The sequence below is a fragment of the Lentzea sp. NPDC059081 genome, from assembly GCF_042738015.1.
Lineage (GTDB): Bacteria > Actinomycetota > Actinomycetes > Mycobacteriales > Pseudonocardiaceae > Lentzea.
On record NZ_JBHYGW010000005.1, the window covers coordinates 380,370 to 397,302 of the forward strand.

13 protein-coding genes are annotated in these 16,933 nt (G+C 70.4%); 3 read left to right on the plus strand and 10 right to left on the minus strand.

Translation table 11 applies throughout. From position 1 onward, the window contains the following. Nucleotides 1-101: 101 nt before the first annotated feature. Nucleotides 102-1,847, minus strand: coding sequence for a rhamnogalacturonan lyase (locus ACFWV3_RS14820; RefSeq protein WP_382411676.1), 1,746 nt, complete (start codon nucleotides 1,845-1,847; stop codon nucleotides 102-104). A gap of 171 nt (nucleotides 1,848-2,018) precedes the next feature. On the opposite strand from ACFWV3_RS14820, the gene ACFWV3_RS14825 reads away from it, so the two are divergent. Then, nucleotides 2,019-3,029: a LacI family DNA-binding transcriptional regulator gene (locus ACFWV3_RS14825; RefSeq protein WP_382411677.1), complete on the plus strand. Its 1,011-nt coding sequence runs from the start codon at nucleotides 2,019-2,021 to the stop codon at nucleotides 3,027-3,029. A 5-nt stretch (nucleotides 3,030-3,034) separates the two neighbouring features. On the opposite strand, the gene ACFWV3_RS14830 is transcribed toward ACFWV3_RS14825, so the two are convergent. Then, a complete protein-coding gene (locus ACFWV3_RS14830; RefSeq protein ID WP_382411678.1) occupies nucleotides 3,035-4,903 on the minus strand; it encodes a glycoside hydrolase family 127 protein in 1,869 nt (622 codons plus the stop codon). Nucleotides 4,904-4,999: 96 nt separating this feature from the next. Here ACFWV3_RS14830 and ACFWV3_RS14835 point away from each other — a divergent pair, with 96 nt between their 5' ends. Then, nucleotides 5,000-6,007: a LacI family DNA-binding transcriptional regulator gene (locus ACFWV3_RS14835; protein ID WP_382411680.1), complete on the plus strand. Its 1,008-nt coding sequence runs from the start codon at nucleotides 5,000-5,002 to the stop codon at nucleotides 6,005-6,007. Nucleotides 6,008-6,023: 16 nt separating this feature from the next. Here ACFWV3_RS14835 and ACFWV3_RS14840 read toward each other — a convergent pair whose 3' ends face one another. From ACFWV3_RS14840 to ACFWV3_RS14875, 8 genes are all read right to left on the minus strand, one after another. After that, on the minus strand, nucleotides 6,024-6,722 hold the full coding sequence (locus ACFWV3_RS14840; protein WP_382411681.1) for a cupin domain-containing protein: 699 nt from the start codon (nucleotides 6,720-6,722) through the stop codon (nucleotides 6,024-6,026). Further along, on the minus strand, nucleotides 6,716-7,597 hold the full coding sequence (locus tag ACFWV3_RS14845) for a PmoA family protein (protein ID WP_382411683.1): 882 nt from the start codon (nucleotides 7,595-7,597) through the stop codon (nucleotides 6,716-6,718). Before ACFWV3_RS14845 ends, ACFWV3_RS14840 begins: the two co-directional genes overlap by 7 nt. Further along, nucleotides 7,579-8,664 carry a Gfo/Idh/MocA family protein gene (locus ACFWV3_RS14850; protein ID WP_382411684.1) on the minus strand — a complete coding sequence of 362 codons (1,086 nt, stop codon included), beginning with the start codon at nucleotides 8,662-8,664 and terminating at the stop codon, nucleotides 7,579-7,581. The genes ACFWV3_RS14845 and ACFWV3_RS14850 overlap by 19 nt, the downstream gene beginning before the upstream one ends. A gap of 24 nt (nucleotides 8,665-8,688) precedes the next feature. Then, nucleotides 8,689-9,999, minus strand: a complete 1,311-nt coding sequence (locus tag ACFWV3_RS14855; protein WP_382411685.1) for an ABC transporter substrate-binding protein — start codon at nucleotides 9,997-9,999, stop codon at nucleotides 8,689-8,691. Between the two features lie 15 nt (nucleotides 10,000-10,014). Beyond that, nucleotides 10,015-10,854 (minus strand): carbohydrate ABC transporter permease, encoded by an 840-nt coding sequence (locus ACFWV3_RS14860; protein ID WP_382411686.1) that lies wholly within the window; start codon nucleotides 10,852-10,854, stop codon nucleotides 10,015-10,017. Beyond that, nucleotides 10,844-11,767, minus strand: a complete 924-nt coding sequence (locus ACFWV3_RS14865; protein WP_382411687.1) for a carbohydrate ABC transporter permease — start codon at nucleotides 11,765-11,767, stop codon at nucleotides 10,844-10,846. The genes ACFWV3_RS14860 and ACFWV3_RS14865 overlap by 11 nt, the downstream gene beginning before the upstream one ends. A gap of 178 nt (nucleotides 11,768-11,945) precedes the next feature. Next, a complete protein-coding gene (locus ACFWV3_RS14870; RefSeq protein WP_382411688.1) occupies nucleotides 11,946-13,475 on the minus strand; it encodes a glycoside hydrolase family 43 protein in 1,530 nt (509 codons plus the stop codon). A 436-nt stretch (nucleotides 13,476-13,911) separates the two neighbouring features. Beyond that, nucleotides 13,912-15,132 (minus strand): ROK family protein, encoded by a 1,221-nt coding sequence (locus ACFWV3_RS14875; protein WP_382411689.1) that lies wholly within the window; start codon nucleotides 15,130-15,132, stop codon nucleotides 13,912-13,914. A 144-nt stretch (nucleotides 15,133-15,276) separates the two neighbouring features. On the opposite strand from ACFWV3_RS14875, the gene ACFWV3_RS14880 reads away from it, so the two are divergent. After that, complete coding sequence (locus tag ACFWV3_RS14880; RefSeq protein ID WP_382411690.1) at nucleotides 15,277-16,932, plus strand: ABC transporter substrate-binding protein; 1,656 nt, start codon at nucleotides 15,277-15,279, stop codon at nucleotides 16,930-16,932. Nucleotide 16,933 lies beyond the last annotated feature (1 nt).

Genomic DNA, 16,933 nt, shown 5'->3' on the forward strand with positions numbered 1-16,933 from the left:
GAAAACCCACCACCCCAACAACCCATGTGGAGCCGCGTCTCCGCCCCTTCTGTGTTCTTTTGGGGGGTGGTGGTTCCGGGCTTTTCCGCCCCCCGCACCCGTCACGGCGAGGCGAAGCTCGCGTGCGGCGGCTGGTTGTACGCGGTGTTCTGCCACGCCACCGCGAGCCGGTACTGCCGGTCCTGCATCAGCGACACCCGGCGGATGGTCGTCGTCTCGGTCGTCGAGTAGATCCGCAGCGCCGTGTTGTCCGACGTGCGCCAGACGACCTCCTCGCGCCAGTCGCCGAAGATGTCCGCGGACAGCGCCGGGGTGGACTTGGTGCCGTTGTTGGACGCCACGCCCGAGCCGGTGAGCAGCCGCGTGTCGCCGTCGGGGCCGTACTTGTCGATGGTGGTGCCGTTGAGCAGCTCGCGCTGGGCGTCGCCGTCCCACCAGATCACGAAGTTCGCCGAGCCCGGTTTGCGCGCGGCCACCTGCGCGCCCGTGGTGGCGCTGCGCAGTCCGCCGACCGCGCTCGACCAGACCTCGGCACCCGCGTTGCCGGCCCAGATGTCGGCGGCGACGCCACGGCCGTTGTCACAACCGCACGAGGGCGCGCTCCAGATGATCTGACCGGTGCGCGCGTCCCCCATCCAGTCCGCGGGATCGGTGCCCGACTCCGACGGCTTGAACACCTCGAGACCCTGCCGGGAGGGGATGAAATCGCCGACGTGCAGCGCGTCGCCGTGCCGGGTGCCGTTCTGCCACAGGCCGCGGCCGTTGTCGTCGATCGCCATCGAGCCGTAGATGATCTCGTCGCGGCCGTCGGCGTCCACGTCGGCGACGGACAGCTGGTGGTTCCCCTTGCCCTCCCAGGCCGAGCGGTTCGACTGGGAGGCCGAGTCGAACGTCCAGCGCTGCGTGAGCTGCCCGTTGCGGAAGTCCCATGCCACGACGACGCTGCGGGTGTAGTAGCCGCGCGCCATCACGATGCTCGGCCGTGAGCCGTCGAGGTACGCGGTGCCGGCCAGGAAGCGGTCGACCCGGTTGCCGTAGCTGTCGCCCCACGACGACACGGTTCCGCGTGGTGGCAGGTAGTTCTCCGTGTCGAGCACCGCGCCGTCCGTGCCGCGGAAGACGGACAGGAACTCCGGCCCGGACAGGACGTACCCGTCGCTGTTGCGGTAGTCGGCGTTCGCGTTGCCGATCACCTGACCCGTGCCCGACCGCGTGCCGTCGGCGGTCTTCACGGCGACCTCCGCACGGCCGTCACCGTCGTAGTCGAAGACCTGGAACTGCGTGTAATGCGCGCCCGCACGGATGTTGCGGCCCAAGTCGATGCGCCACAACCTGGTGCCGTTGAGCTTGTACGCGTCGAGATAGACGTTGCCGGTGCGGCCCGCCTGCGAGTTGTCCTTGGCGTCGGCGGGATCCCACTTGAGCACGATCTCCTGCTCGCCGTCGCCGTCCAGGTCGCCGACCGAGGTGTCGTTGGCGACGTAGCCCGACGCCGGGATCTGGATGGGCACGTCCCTGCTGGTCGCGAGCGTGCCGACCGCGGGCGTGGCCGCCTGCGCGCCCGGACCGGCCGGTCGCACCGAGTAGGACGCCGTCGGCGGCGCGCCCGCGTCCAGGTAGCTCGTCGCCGTGGTCACCGGGGCGCTGTTCACCCGCACGCCGTCGCGGTAGACGTCGAACCCCGCCGTCGCCGGGTCGGAGGCGAGCAGCCGCCACGACACGAAGTTGCCGGTGCCATGAACCGAACGAATGCTGACGAGCCCCCGGTCCACCACCGCGGACTCCGCGAGCGCCGGAACACCCGACGCGGTCAGGACCACCGCGAGCAGCGCTGACAGTCGCTTCATCTCACCCTCCCGATACGCACCGGGCGAAACAGGAATTGAAACGTTTCACCACTCGGGAACATTAGCGTCGAACAAGTCGAACAAAAGCCCATTGATTTCTTCGATGCGAATCGACAATCGAAAGAATCACTCGCTAAGGTTGCTGGTCGGCACACGCGCGGGAGGCCCGGGTTGATCACGATCAAGGACGTCGCCAGGCACGCCGGCGTGTCCGTGAGCACGGTCTCCTACGTGCTGAGCGGCAAGAGACCGATCTCGCACGCCACCTCGCACCGGGTGCGCCGCAGCATCCGCGAGCTCGGCTTCCACCCCAACGCCGGCGCGCGGGCGCTGGCGAGCAGCCGCACCAACGTCCTGGCGCTCGTCGTTCCACTGAGGACGGACCTCAACCTGCCGGTGATCATGCAGTTCGTGTCCTCGATCGTCACGACGGCGAGGGCGCACGACTACGACGTCCTGTTGCTCACCAAGGAGTCCGGCGCCGGCGAGGTGAACCGGGTGATCGCCTCGTCGCGCGCCGACGCGGTCATCGTGATGGACGTCGAGGCGCGCGACCCGCGCATCCCCGCGTTGCGCGAGCTGGACGTCCCGGTCGTGCTCATCGGCGTGCCCGCGGAGGCCGACGGGCTCGACTGCGTGGACCTCGACTTCACGGCGAGCGGCGCGCGGATCGTCACCCACCTCGCCGATCTCGGCCACCGGTCGATCGGTCTCATCGGCTCGCCACCGGCCGTCTACGACCGCGGCACCGGGTACGCCACGCGATTCCTCGGCGGGTTCAGCGAATGCGCGCGCCACCGCGAGGTCAAGATCCACGTGCATCCGTGCGCCCCCACCCACCCGGCGCTCAGCGAGTGCCTCTACGACCTGCTGCGCCCGGACCGCGCCGTCACGGGACTGGTGGTGCACAACGAGGCCGTGCTCGGCGACGTGGTGCTGGAGCTGCGCCGCCGCGGCCGCCGGGTGCCCGAGGACGTGTCGGTGATCGCGCTGTGCCCGGACGCCGTGGCCGCCGCCCAGCCGGTGCCGCTCACGTCGATCTCCGTTCCCGCCGAGGAGGTCGGCGCGATCGCGGTGGAGACGCTGATGCGCGGCCTGGCGGGCGACCAACCCCGCGAGGTCCGCCTGCTCGCCCCTCAGCTCACCGACCGCGGGAGCACCGCGGCCGTCCGCAAGCCCTGACCCGGTCAGGTGGCGGGCAGCCAGACCCGCATGGTCGACGGGCCCCGGCGGGCCCAGCGGTGGTACGGCACGAGGTCCAGCGGCTCGGTCGGTCCCAGCGCCGGCACCTGTTCGCCGTAGGGCCACGAAAGGTGTTGCGGCGCGTCGAAACGGGCGTGCACGACGGCGCCGCTGCCGGTCGGTTCCGGCTCGTGTCCGGTGTGGACTCTCACGGTGTCGAGGTCGTGCTCTCCCCGCGACTCGGCGCACAGCACGAGCGGTCCGCGTTCGACCGCGACGCAGCCGCGCACGGCGTCGATGCGCGGGTCCGGCCGGGTGAACCGGGGCCGCATCGGCAGCTCCAGCCGGATCTCCTGGCCCCGCGCCCAGTTCTCGGTGAGCACGAGGTCACCGGGCGGGACCTCGCGGCGTTCGCCGTCGAGCACCAGGGTCGCGCCGGTGGCCCAGTCCGGGACGCGCAGGCTGATCGACCACGGTCCCTCGGTCCTGGCCACCCGCACGGTCACGTCCCCGCCGTCCGGGTACGAGGTGCGGACCTGCAGCGCGACCTCGCGGCCGTCGTCGAGCCGGGTCTCGACGTCGCAGTCGGCGTACTGGTGCACGCGCAGCCCCGTGTCGTCCGCGGTGAGCAGGTACGACGAGAGGCTCGCGATGAGCCGGGCGAGGTTCGGCAGGCAGCACGACACCTCGAACCACGGCGCCCGGACGCCACCGCCCGCGTCGAGCTGCTCGCTCCGCCCCGGCGGCCGTCCCGGTGTGCGCTGGTGCAACGTGTTGGCGTAGAAGAAGCTCCGGCCGTCGTCGGCGATCGCCGCCGCGATCACGTTGTGCAGCACGCGGTCCACGACCCCGGCGTACGTCCCGTCGCCGGTGGCCAGCAGCAACCGCTGCGCGAGCATGACCGTGGCGACGCCGGCACAAGTCTCCGAGTACGCGCGGTCCGGTGGCAGCGCGAAGTCCTCGCCGAACGCCTCGTCGAGGTGCCGTGACCCGACGCCGCCGGTGAGGTACGCGCGGCGGGCCCAGGCGCGGTCGAACTGCGCCCGCACCGCCGACAGCAGGTGGTCGTCGCCGGTCTCGACGGCCACGTCCACCGCGCCGCACGCCAGGTAGAGCGACCGCACGGCGTGGCCGCGCAGCACCGTCGCCTCGCGCACCGGGACGTCGTCGTTGAAGTACGACCAGCCGAACTCGTGGGCGGGGAGGCTGCGGTGCCCGCGCCGGTTCAGGAACAGCGCCGCCTGGTCGAGGTAGCGCTGCTCCCCCGTCACCCTGGCCAGCTCGACCAGCGCGGTCTCGATCTCCGGATGCCCGCAGAACCCGGTGCTGTCCGGCCCGAACGCGGCGCACACGTGGTCGGCGGCCCTGCGCGCGACGTCGAGCAGCGGCCGCCTGCCGGCACTCCTCGTGCGGGCGACCCCTGCCTGCAGCAGATGTCCTGTGCAGTAGAGCTCGTGGCCGCCGGCGAGGTCGCTGTAGCGCGGCCGCTGCCCCGGCCCGCCGAACGCCGTGTTGAGGTAGCCGTCCTCGGCCTGGGCCGCCCTGAACGAGGCCGTGAGCCCCTCGATCCGGTCGTCCAGCTCCCACGCGGCGGTCCTGCCGTGCTCCCACGCCATCGCCTCGACGATCTTGTAGACCTCGGAGTCGGAGAACTCCCGTCCCCGCCGCTCAGGCGACCCGGAACCGTTCCAGAAGTTGCCCGTCCACCCCAGGTCGCCCAGCCAGCCCAGCGCGTGCCCGAGCGTCGCCCCGCCGTTCACCTGCTGGCGCCGCGCCCAGAAGCCACCGGTGACGCGGACCTCGTCCATCCCGAGTGGACGGAGGGCGCCGCGGGACGGGACGACCGGCCCCAGGGTGTTGCGCGAAATCGCCACACCACGCACTCTGGAGGCCGAAAACGATTTCGACAATGCGCCATTCGCCGGAGAAATCGTCGAATGCGCAGTCGAATCCCGTTCGAAAGGATTTCGATGGGCAGGCGGCGGTCGGACGCGGTGACGCTCGGCGACGTGGCGCGGCTGGCGGGCGTCTCCATAGCCACGGCGTCCAAGGCCATCAACGACCGGGGCGAGGTGGCGACGGGCACCCGCGCCCGCGTCCTGAGAGCGGCGGCGGAGCTGTCGTTCCAGCCCAACGTGCTCGCGCAGGGCCTGGTCGCCGGCCGCACCCGCGCAATCGGCCTGCTCACCGACGAGCTGGACGGCCGGTTCGCCATCCCGATCCTGCTCGGCGCCGAGAACGCCCTGTCCGACCAGGAGATGTCGGTGCTGCTCTGCGACACCCGCGGCGACGCCATCCGCCGCAACCACTACATCCGCACGCTGCTCGCCCGCCAGGTGGACGGCTTCATCGTGGTGGGCGACGACAACGACGTCCGCGCCTCGCTGACCGCCGACCTCCCGGTGCCCGCCGTGTACGTGTACTGCCGCTCCACCAACCCGGCGGACCTGAGCCTGGTCTCCGACGACGAGGGCGGCGCCAGACTGGCCGTGGAGCACCTGGTCGCGTTGCGCCGCAAGCACATCGCCCACATCACCGGCCCGCAGTCCTACCGGGCCGCCCGCGACCGCGCCACCGCCGTCGCCGCCGTCCTCGCCACGCACGGCCTGGCACCGGCCGGCCAGGTGCTGCACGGCGAGTGGTCGCAGCGCTGGGGCCGGCACGCGGCCCGCCTGCTGGTCGCCACCGCGCCGGAGACCGACGCGATCTTCTGCGGCAACGACCAGATCGCGAGCGGCGTGGTGCAGGCGCTGACCGCGCTGGGCCGCCGCGTGCCCGACGACATCGCCGTCGTGGGCTACGACAACTGGGAGATCTTCGCCGCCGACTGCGCGCCGCCGCTGACGACGGTCGACCTCAACCTGGAGCAGCTCGGCACGAACGCGGTGGCGCACCTGTTCGCGGCGCTGGACGGGGCGTCGTCGTCGGGGGTGGTGCGCCAGCCGTGCCGGTTGGTGGTGCGGGAGTCGACGGCCTGAGGGGCGTGGCCCGGAGTCAGTGCACCGACTTCCCGTCCCCCGGCTCGTGCGTGTCGAGCCGGCCGCACATGCCGAACCGCTGCGGCTTGTCCGGGTCCAGGACGAGCACGTCCGCCGACGCCAGGTGCCCGAGGTCGCCCGCACGCAACCGGTCCAGGTGCTCGCCGGTCAGCTCGGCCGCGGCCAGTGCCCCCGACCGCCACCGCTTCTCCCAGTCGTCCAACGACTCCCGCTTCAACGCCAGCGCGGCGGCGTAGAACTCGTCCAGCGCCGCACCACCGCCCTCCCGCAGCTCCAGGAACCCGGCCAGCGCGAGGTCGCGGCGGATCCTGATCGTCTCCTCACCGCCCGGTGCCGCCGCCTCCGCGTACCGCACGGGGTCGGCGAGCACGTCGGGCGGGAAGGTGAACACCGCGTCCCCCGCCTCCGGCAGGCCGCTGTTCTGCATCACGACGATGATCCGCAGGTCGCCGTCGTTCACCAGCCGGTGGATCGTGCCGGGCGTGAACCACACGACCGAACCCTCGCCCAGCGGCGTCGACGCGAACCCGCGCCGGGTCAGGGTCTGCACGCTCCCGGTGCCGCCGACCACGTAGTAGCACTCGGAACAGGTCAGGTGCGCGTGCGGCGAGCCACCGCACAGCCCGTCCACCGTCGGCCAGTCGTACACCCGCAGGCCGGAGATGCCGATCCCGCCGGGGAAGGACGTCACCACGGGTGTTCCTCCACATAGGACTCCAGTCGGTCGCGCTCCCACGCCCCGCACCCGATGACCACCCGGTACCGCAGGCTCAGCGCGTCCCCCGGTTCCAGCGACACCGTGTCGTGGAACGCGAACGACGGGTTGACCGCGGCGAACGGGCCGCTGCGGACGAACCAGTGGGTGTCCTTGTTGGACGGGTGGTCCAGGAACAGCAACGTGGACGAGCGGTCCACCTCGTCGTGGTGGCCGACGAACGCGAGCCACGGCCCGGTCTCGCCCATCATGGCCTCGCCTCCTCGCCCGTCGGCCGCGATGACCTCACCGCCGGTGAACGACCGCGGCCCGCGCCAGAAGAACCCGGTGTACCCGGCCAGCTCGCGACCGTTGGTCGTCGGACTGCCGAACACCAGCGGCGACGGGCGCACGTTCGTCAGCACCGTCGAGAACTCCAGTGTCCACGAGTCCGCCAGCACGTCGCGGACGGTGAACGATCGCGCCTCCCGCACCCAGTTCTCGCCGGCCTCGGTGAACCACGACAGCTGCTCGGCGAAGCCGTCCGAGGACAGGTCGACCGAGTCGTGGCGCATGCTCCCGACGTTCGGCAGCACCACGTACCCCTGGTCGCGGACGTACGTGACGCCGCCCCAGAAGTTCTCGCCCGACACGTCCGTCGCGGTCATCTGCAGACCCTTGTGCCACCGGTGGTCGTGCGGCCGGAACGCCGTCACCACGTCGCCGGCCAGCGTCCGCACGGGGTGCAGGTACGGCTTCGGGCCCTCGAACGCGGGGGTGTCCGGCCGGTGCACGTACTCGAAGATCTCGACGTCGCCCACCGCCATCGCGAGCACCGAGTCGTCCTGCCGCGAGATCACCGGGCGGTCGCCCACGGAGCACCACTCCCTTCCATCGACGCGTAGAACGGGCTGTCCGGGCCGATCTGCCCCGCTTTCACGACCGTGCCGGTGAACGCGGAGGCGTAGAGCGCGGCGATGAACTCCATCGTGGTTCTGGTGTCCTGGAGGGTCACCGGTGGTTTCTCGCCGCTGTCCAGCGCGTCGAGGTACGCCTTGACCTGGCACCGGTGGCCGCTGACGATCCCGGACGACTGCTCCTGCCGCCACCGCACGACGACGTCCTCGTGACCGGGCGCGGGCGTCACGGCCCAGTGCGCGTCTGTGTAGCCGTAGAGGTGCTCGACCTCGACCGTGGCGCGCTCGAAGTCGAACCTCAGCTCCGAGGTCTCCCGCGGCGACAGCAGGGAGTTCACCACCGACGCGACCGTGCCGTCGGCGAACGTCACCAGCGCCATCGAGACGTCCTCGGTCTGCACGTCCCGCGCCTGCCTGGCCGCGACCGCGCGGATCTCCTGCCACGGCCCGAGCACCGACAGCAGCAGGTCGAACTGGTGGATGCCGTGCCCCATCGTCGGGCCGCCGCCCTCGCTGGCCCACGTGCCGCGCCACGGCACCTCGAAGTACGCGTCACCGCGGTACCAGAGCGTGTCGCACTTCGCCACGAGCGACCGGCCGAGCACGCCCTCCGCCACCAGCCGCCGCAGCCGGACCGCCGCGGCGCCGAAGCGGTGCTGGAACACCGTCGCCACGGACGCCGACGACGCCCGTTCGGCCGCGACCATCACGTCGATCTCGCTCAACGACAACGCCGGTGGCTTCTCCACCAGCACGTTCACCCCGGCCGCCAGGCATTCCACCGCCAACGGCACGTGGTGGCGCGGCGGTGTGCACACGTGCACCACGTCCAGTTCCTCCGCGGCGAGCATCTCGGTGAGACCGGCGTACATCCGCGGCACGCCCTGCTCCCCGGCGAACGCGACCGCGCGACCGGCGTCCACGTCCGCCACCGCGACGAGCTCGACGCGGTCACCCGCCGCCCGCAGCGCCTCGGCGTGGGCGGAGGCGATCGCACCCGTGCCGGCGATGGCTGCCCGCCTCACCTCGCCGCCCTCATTCCGCTGCCCTCACTTGGCCGCGTCCACTTCGGACTGGACTTCCTTGATGAACGACGCCGCGGCCTGGTCCGGCGTGGTCCGGCCGAACAGCACGTCCTCGGTGTGCCGCTTGAGGATCGTGTCGAGCGTGCTGGCGCCGTTCGGGGTGATCCGCGGCGGGTCGCTCACCGGCACGGTGTCGAGGTACTCCTTGGCGGCCTTGTCGGTCTCCTTGAGCTGGCCCGCGATCGCCTCGCGGATCTTCTGGTTCGCGGGCACGCCGCGTTCGGTCAGCAGGATCTTCGCCGCCTCCTCGTCGTTGGCGAGGAAGCTCACGAACGCCGCGGCCTCGGCCGGATACTTCGACCGGGCGGACACCGACCAGAACATCGAGGGCTTGTAGTAGGCGCCGGGCGCCTTGCCCTGCGTCTCGCCGGGCAGCCGCAGCAGCTTCAGCCTGGCGCCGCTGGCCGCGGTCAGCGCGGTGAGCTGGGTGTTCCACCACAGGCCGAACGCCGCCGTGTTCGTCGCCGTGGCCGACTGGTTCAGCCCCGCGGAGGCCTTCTCGATCGTCGCGGACGGCGACATCGCGGCCCCGGACTTCGACAGGTCGAGGATGTACTGCCAGTAGTCGCGGGCGATCTCCTGCGGCAGCACGACCTCGGCGTTCGCATCGAAGATCGACTTGCCCTGCTGGCGCGCCCGGATGCTCAGGCCCGCGGCGTCGTTGATGCCCGGTGACTGCACGCCGAACACCTGCCCGCCGCCGGCCTTCGAGACCTGGTCGCCGATGGCCTTCAGGTCGTCCCACGACCACTTGGTGTCGTCGGGCACGGGGATGTCGTACTTCGCGAGCAGGTCGAGGTTGACCATGATCGAGTACATGCCGAGGCCGACCGGCAGCCCGTACTGCTTGCCGTCGATCGCACCGGTGGCGAGCGCCTTCTGGTCGAAGTTCGCGGTGTCGAGGTGCTTCTTGGCCTCGTTCAGGTCGAGCAGCGCGCCGCGTTCGGCGTAGGAGGCGATATACAGCTCGTCCATCTGGATGAGGTCCGGCGCGTCGTTGGCCGCCATCGTGGTGGCGAGGCTGTCCCAGTAGCCGTTCCACTCCTTGAACTCACCCTTGATGGTGATGTTCGGGTGCTTCTGCTGGAACAGGTCGATGACCTTCTGCGTCCGCTTGTGGCGGTCGTCCGCGCCCCACCAGGTGAACCGCAGCGTCACCTTCTCCGTCGTCAGGTCGCCACCGGCGTCCGAGGAGGAGCCGCACGCGGCGAGGAGCGAGGCCGACAACGACAGCAGGACCGCCCACGCGGCCCCGCGGCGAACACCTCTGAGCATGAGCTTTCCTTTCGGCTACTTGCCCCCGGTCGTGGCGATCCCCTTCACGAGGTACCGCTGACCGACGAGGAACGCGAGGAAGATCGGGACGAGCGACACGACGCTCATCGCGAACTGCGAGCCCCACGACGTGGCCACCGTCGAGTCGACGAACGACCGCAGGGCGACGGGCACCGTGTACATGTCCGGGTCCGTCAGGTAGATCAGCTGACCGAAGAAGTCGTTCCAGGTCCAGATGAACGTGAAGATCGTCGTGGTGGCGAGCGCCGGCTTCATCAGCGGCAGCACGATCCGCAGGAAGATCCGCGGGTGGCCGCAGCCGTCGATGCGGGCCGCCTCGTCGAGCTCACGGGGCAGGCCGCGGACGAACTGGACCATGAGGAACACGAAGAACGCGTCGGTGGCGAGGATCTTCGGCACGATCAGCGGCAGGAACGTGTTGACCCAGCCGATGTTCGAGAACAGCACGTACTGCGGCACGATGATCACGTGGATCGGCAGCATGATCGTGCCGAGCATGATCCCGAACCACCAGCGCTTGCCGGTGAACTGCAGGCGGGCGAACGCGTAGGCCGCCATCGAGCACGAGACGAGGTTGCCGGCGATGCAGCCCAGCACCAGGATCGCCGAGTTGAGCAGGTAGGTCCCGAACGACGGCGTGAGCGCGTTCCAGCCCTCGGTGTAGTTCTCCGTCCGGAACGAGTCGAGGATCAGGCCGGGGCTGCGGAAGATCTCGTCACCCGGCCGCAGCGAGCTCACGACCATCCACAGCACCGGGTACAGCATCACGAACCCGATGAGGACCAGCCCGGCGTGCTTCGCGAGTACGCGGAGGCGGCGCAGCTCAGTCGTCATAGAACACCCAGTACTTCGCCGCCCAGAAGTTGACCGCGGTGAAGGCCGCGATGATCAGCAGCAGGAACCAGGCCAGCGCCGACGCGTAGCCCATGTCGAACCGGCTGAACCCCTGCTGGTAGAGGTAGAGCGTGTAGAACATCGTCGAGTCGGACGGCCCGCCGGTGCCGCCGGAGACGACGAACGCCTGGGTGAACGACTGGAACGCGTGGATGATCTGCAGCACCAGGTTGAAGAACAGGATCGGCGACAGCAGCGGCATCGTGATGTGCCGGAACCGCGACCACCAGCTCGCCCCGTCGATCGAGGCCGCCTCGTAGTAGACCACCGGGATCTGCCGCAGGCCGGCCAGGAAGATGATCATCGGTGAGCCGAACGTCCAGACGTTCAGCACGATCAGCGTCGACAGCGCGGTGTCCGGGTCGGAGATCCAGCCCCTGCCCTCGACGCCGAAGAACCCCAGCACCCGGTTCACCAGCCCGTCCGAGCCGAAGACCTGGGTCCACAGCACCGCGATCGCGACGCTCGACCCGAGCAGTGACGGCAGGTAGAACGCCGAGCGGTAGAACGCGAGCCCGCGCAGCCCCTTGTCGAGCAGCAACGCGACGCCCAGTGCGCACGCCAGCTGGAGCGGCACCGACACGAGGACGTAGGTGAAGGTGACGCGCAGGGCGTTGTGCAGCCGTTCGTCGCTCAGGATGCGGGCGAAGTTGTCGAGCCCGATGAACCGCGGCGGCTGGATCAGGTTGTACTTGGTGAAGCCCAGCCCGAACGACGCGAGCACCGGACCGACCGTGATGAAGGCCAGTCCGGCGAACCAGGGAGCGAGGAACCAGAAGGCCGCCCTGTTGTCGCGCCTGCGCACCTGAGCGCCGCCGCGTCGCAGCTGGCGCAGTTCGTCGAGCGCGCTCATGAACTCCTGACCCCGTCGGCTGGAAAACGCTTTCCGGAGTCTGCATCCACGCTTCGCGCAGCGTCAAGCACACCGTCGAACGGCGTCGAACGCGCACTGTCGAACAGGCGGGTAACGTTTCGACTACTGTCCGGTGTGGACAGTACTCCTCCCCGGACCGTCGCCAGGACGGAACGATTCAGTCGAGCTGCCGGTAGGCGAACCCGGAGAAGTCGGCCCACCCGTCGCCCTGCGCGCCCGTCGCGTGGAGTCCGATGTGGACGCCCGTGAAGCCGCCCGCCACCGGCGTGCTGAGCACCCTGCCGTCGAACGGCTCCCCCAGCGGCCGCCAGACCGCCGAGCCCGTCGCGACCAGCGCCTGGTGGCTCTGCCCGCGCGCCTCGAACCCCAGCCGCACGACCGGGCCGCCGACGTCGGTCCGCGCGAGCACCTCGTCCCGGCCGCCCGCACGCAGCACCAGCGCGACCTCTCCCCCGGCCCCGAGCAGCAACCGGACGTGGTGGTCCTCGTTCTGCCGCAGCACCAGCCCGGCGGTGTCCTCCGGTCCGCCCGGCCGGAGCTCGAGCGAGCACGACACGTGGAAGTCTCGGTGCTGCTGGCGGCGCAGCACGATGCTCGGGCTGACCCGGTCGGTGATCGACTCCGGCCGCGCGAGCAACCGCAGGTGGCCGGGCCGGTCGGTGAGCGAGAAGAACTTCTCCTCCGGCGTCCGCAGGAAGAACCACTCCGCGCCGAGCTCCGGCGACGAGAACGGCTCGGGATCGGCGGGCCACGGGTGCGCGGGCAGGTCGGGGACGGGGTAGGTCTCCTCGACGCGGCCGGTACCGGGGCTGAACACCGGGCCGTCGGCCTCCCACGCGACCGGCACGAGGAAGGTCTCGCGCCCCAGGTTGTAGTAGTAGCCGCCGTACGGGCGGACGGCGAGCAGCACCGTGTACCACTGCCCGTGCTGGGTCCGCACGAGGTCCGCGTGCCCGACGGCGGCGATCGGATGCGCACGGCCGAGGTGGCGGTGGGTCAGGACGGGGTTCAGCTTGGAGGGGACGTACGGGCCCGCGACGTCGTCGGAGGACGCCACGACGACGGAGTGTTCGAAGTCCGTGCCGCCCTCCGCGCACACCAGCGCGTAGCGTCCGTCCACTTTGTACAGGTGCGGCGCCTCGAGCCACACCGAGCCGCGCACCACACCGGTGAACACGACCTGCTCCTCGCCGACCAGCGCCAGCTTCGCCGGGTCGAACTCACGCAGGTAGATCTCGTTGCGGAGACCGTTCTCGACCTCCCTGGCCGCGGTGAACCACGCGCGGCCGTCGTCGTCGAAGAACAACGACGGGTCGAACCCGTCGGCCTCGGGCAGCCACTGCGGCTCCGACCAGTCGCCGGCCGGATCCGTGGCCGTGACGACGAAGTTGCCGGTCTCGCGGGTGCCGTCGACGAGCGTGCAGACCACGTAGAACACGCCGTCGTGGTACCGGATCGTCGGTGCGTAGAGACCGCCGGAGGCCCGCACGCCCTGCAACGGCAGCTGCGACGGCCGGTCGAGGACGTGCCCCACCTGCCGCCAGTGCACCAGGTCGCGGCTGTGGTGCACCGGAAGTCCCGGGAAGTACTCGAACGTCGAGGTGACCAGGTAGTAGTCGTCACCGGCCCTGCACACCGAGGGATCGGGGTGCGAGCCGGCCAGGATCGGGTTCTCGAAGTGTGCCAAGGGATGCTCTTCCCACGCGTCTCCCGGGCACGGTCGGGGTGCGCAGCCGGGACCGGTGCCGCCTGCCCACGGCTGGTCCCGGCTGCGCGGGTGCTGCGGCGGTCCGCCGGATCGTCGCAGAGGTCGTCGTCCCGGAGTTTCCGTTGTCTCTGTCCGAGGTCAGAGGTTTCCTTGGCCGCCAGGTCGTGTCAATCGTTGTCGATAACGTTCCACACTACTCTTGGGCCAGCCAATTGAGACGCCGCCCTCATCTTTCGGCACCGCTTCGACGTGCGGCGGAGCAGGTTCGACGAATTCGACGGCTGCGGTGTCGAACACGATTTTTCCGCGCTGATCCACCTGCCCCACAAGGCAAATCCCGTACTCCGCAGAGTCCCGCGGAGATTTTGTTCGGTCCGGGACAAATGGCGCGGTGGTCGCTCCCGGGAACACGCTCCTACCGGGCGTGCTGGAACACCGGCGGCTCGTCCGCGGCCAGGTCGTCCGGCAGCCTCAGCCCCTGGTTGCGCGGCACGAGCTCCGACTGCAGCACGATCGCCGCCGCACCGATCGCGGGCGCCGACGCCGCCGACGGCGACAACCGCACCGAGATCGGGTGAGCGCCGCGGGCGGTGAACGCCCGGTCCAGCTCCTCGCGCAGCACCGGCAGGTACGTCGAGCCCGCGATCGCGAAGCTCGGGCCGGTCAGCACCAGCACCTCGAGGTCGAGCGCGTTCGCCAGGGTCCTGGCGGCGGCCGCCACATAGCGCGCGGACCGTTCCAGCAGGGCCGCGGCGCGGGTGTTGCCCTGGCGCGCCGCCCTGCTGATCGCCGCGAAGTCGGTGGCGACGGGGGTGGCGGGCCGGGTGCGGCCGCCGGCCAGGCCTGCCGCGCGGGCCAGCGACCGGTCCGCGCGCGCTTGCGCGACTACGGCCGCCGGACCGGCCAGCACCTCCAGGCATCCGCGACCGCCGCACGGGCAGAGCGGGCCGTCGACGTCGAGGCAGGCGTGGCCGATGCCGCCCGCCTGCCCGCTCGGGCCGCGGTGGGTCGTGCCGCCGAGCACGATGCCGGCGCCGATGCCGGATCCCATGTACAGCGCGGCGAACGTCGAGGTCGCGCCGACGCCGCCGGACCAGTGCTCGCCGATCGCCGCGGCCGTCGCGTCGTTGTCGAGCACCACCGGCAGGCCCGTGGCGCGTCCGAGGTCCCGGCCGAGCTCCGACGGGTGGGCCGACACCAGGCCCAGCCCGAGGATCCGGCCGCGGTCGACGCCGACGCTGTCGATCAGGGCGTCCACCTCGCGAGCCATCCTGGCGACGACGGCGGCGGGTTCCTCCAGCGCGGCACCGGCTCGGGAGATGCGGGCGACGACCGCGCCGCCCAGGTTCGTGAGCACGTAGGTGATGCGCGCGTCGTCGAGGTGCACCCCGACGGCGTAGCGGGCGGAGTGGTCGAGCTGCAGCATCACCCGGCGCTTGCCCCCGGTCGACTCGGCGTGCCCGGTCTCGGCGACCAGCCCCTCGTCGATCAGGCCGCGCACGACGGTGGAGATCGTCCCGCCGGTCAGCCCGGTGGCGTTGACCAGGCCGACCCTGCTGATCATGCCCGCGGCGCGGATCAGGTCCAGCACGGCCGCCCTGGTGCTCGCGTGGGTCACCCGCGCCGGTCCGCTCACGTTCCTGCCCCTCCGACCGCCGTCGAACGACGAACTTCCCCATCGACAACCGGCGTCAAGTAAAGCACCCGCGCCGTTGACTTTCTTTGTTTAGTAACTGAAGAATCTCGCCCCGCAGCATCCCAGCGACGGGGAGGATCGACGATGTTCCTGCTGAAGCGGCTCTGCGCATCAGGTCTCGCGGTGGTTCTGACGGCCGGCTGCGCCGCGTCCGGCGGCGGTCAGCCCGACGGCACCCTGGTCGTCTACACCGGTCAGGCCGGCGACTTCCAGCTCAACTTCAACCCGTACGCCCCCACCCAGATCGAGGGTCCGGGGACGATCTACGAACCGCTGTTCTTCTACAACATCGCGAAGGACCAGCCACCGAAACCCCTGCTCGGCAAGACGTTCGGGTGGAACTCCGACGGCACCGAGCTGTCGATCACCCTGCGCGACGACGCGACGTGGTCCGACGGCGAGAAGTTCACCGCGCAGGACGTGGTCTTCACCCTCGGCATGGTCGCGAAGACCCCGGCGATGAACAAGACCGGCTTCCAGGGCACGGCCACCGCCACCGACGACACCCACGTCGTCGTCAAGTTCCCCGAACCGTCCTACATGGACGGACCGCAGGTGCTGGGACAGCTGTGGATGATGCCCGAGCACATCTGGAAGGACTACGCCACGCCCGCCACCGAGGTGAACCGGAACCCGGTCGGCACCGGCCCGTTCACCCTCGGCGACTTCAAGGCGCAGTCGTTCACGCTCAAGGCGAACCCGAGGTACTGGGGTGGTGAGCCCGCGGTCAAGCAGGTCCGCTACCTGTCGCTGTCCGGCAACCAGGCAGGGGTCGACGCGCTCAAGGCCGGGTCGATCGACTGGCAGACCGGCCCGATCCCCGACATCAAGGACATCGAGAAGAACTACCCCGGTTATCAGGCGATCACGTTGCCGCTCAACCAGGTCGCGCTCTTCACGTGCTCCAACCCGCAGCTCGGCTGCCAGGGCGCGCAGACCGACCCGGCCGTGCGCAGGGCGATCTACTACGGCATGAACCGGACGCAGATCAACTCGCTGGCGTTCCAGAACGTCAACACCGAGATGTCGCCCGGCTACACGCTCCTACCGCGTGACAACGCACTCGTGTCGGGCAAGCTCACCGACCGGCTCGCGCCGATGCACCCCGACGTCGCGAAGGCCGACCAGCTGCTCACCTCCGCCGGGTACGCCAAGGGCGGCGACGGGATCTACGCCAAGGACGGGAAACCGCTGGCGCTGACCGTGAAGGTGGTCGCCGGCTGGACCGACTACATCACCGCGCTGGAGACGCTGAGCCAGCAGCTGCTCGCGATCGGCGTGAAGCTCACCCCGCAGCAGCTGTCGTGGAACGAGTGGGCCGACGCGCGCGGCCGCGGCCAGTACGAGCTGCTGATCGACTCGGTGGAGCAGGGCCCCGCGCCCGACCCGTTCTACACCTACAGCTACTTCTTCTCGACGGCGACGACGGCACCGGTCGGGCAGGCCGCCATCCCGAACTACTCCCGCTTCAGCAACGCCACCGTCGACCAGGCGATCGCCGCGCTGAAGAAGACCGACCGCGGCAACCCGTCACGGCAGCAGCACTACGACGCGATCCAGGTCGAGCTGGAGAAGTCGATGCCCTACATCCCCGTGCTGACCGGCGGCATCCCCAGCGAGTACAACGCCAAGGGGTTCACCGGCTGGCCCACGAAGGACGACCTCTACGCGTTCCCCGCCGTCTGGAAGCGGCCGGACGCCTCCCAGGTGTACGTGAAGCTCAAGCCCGCGGGACGATGAC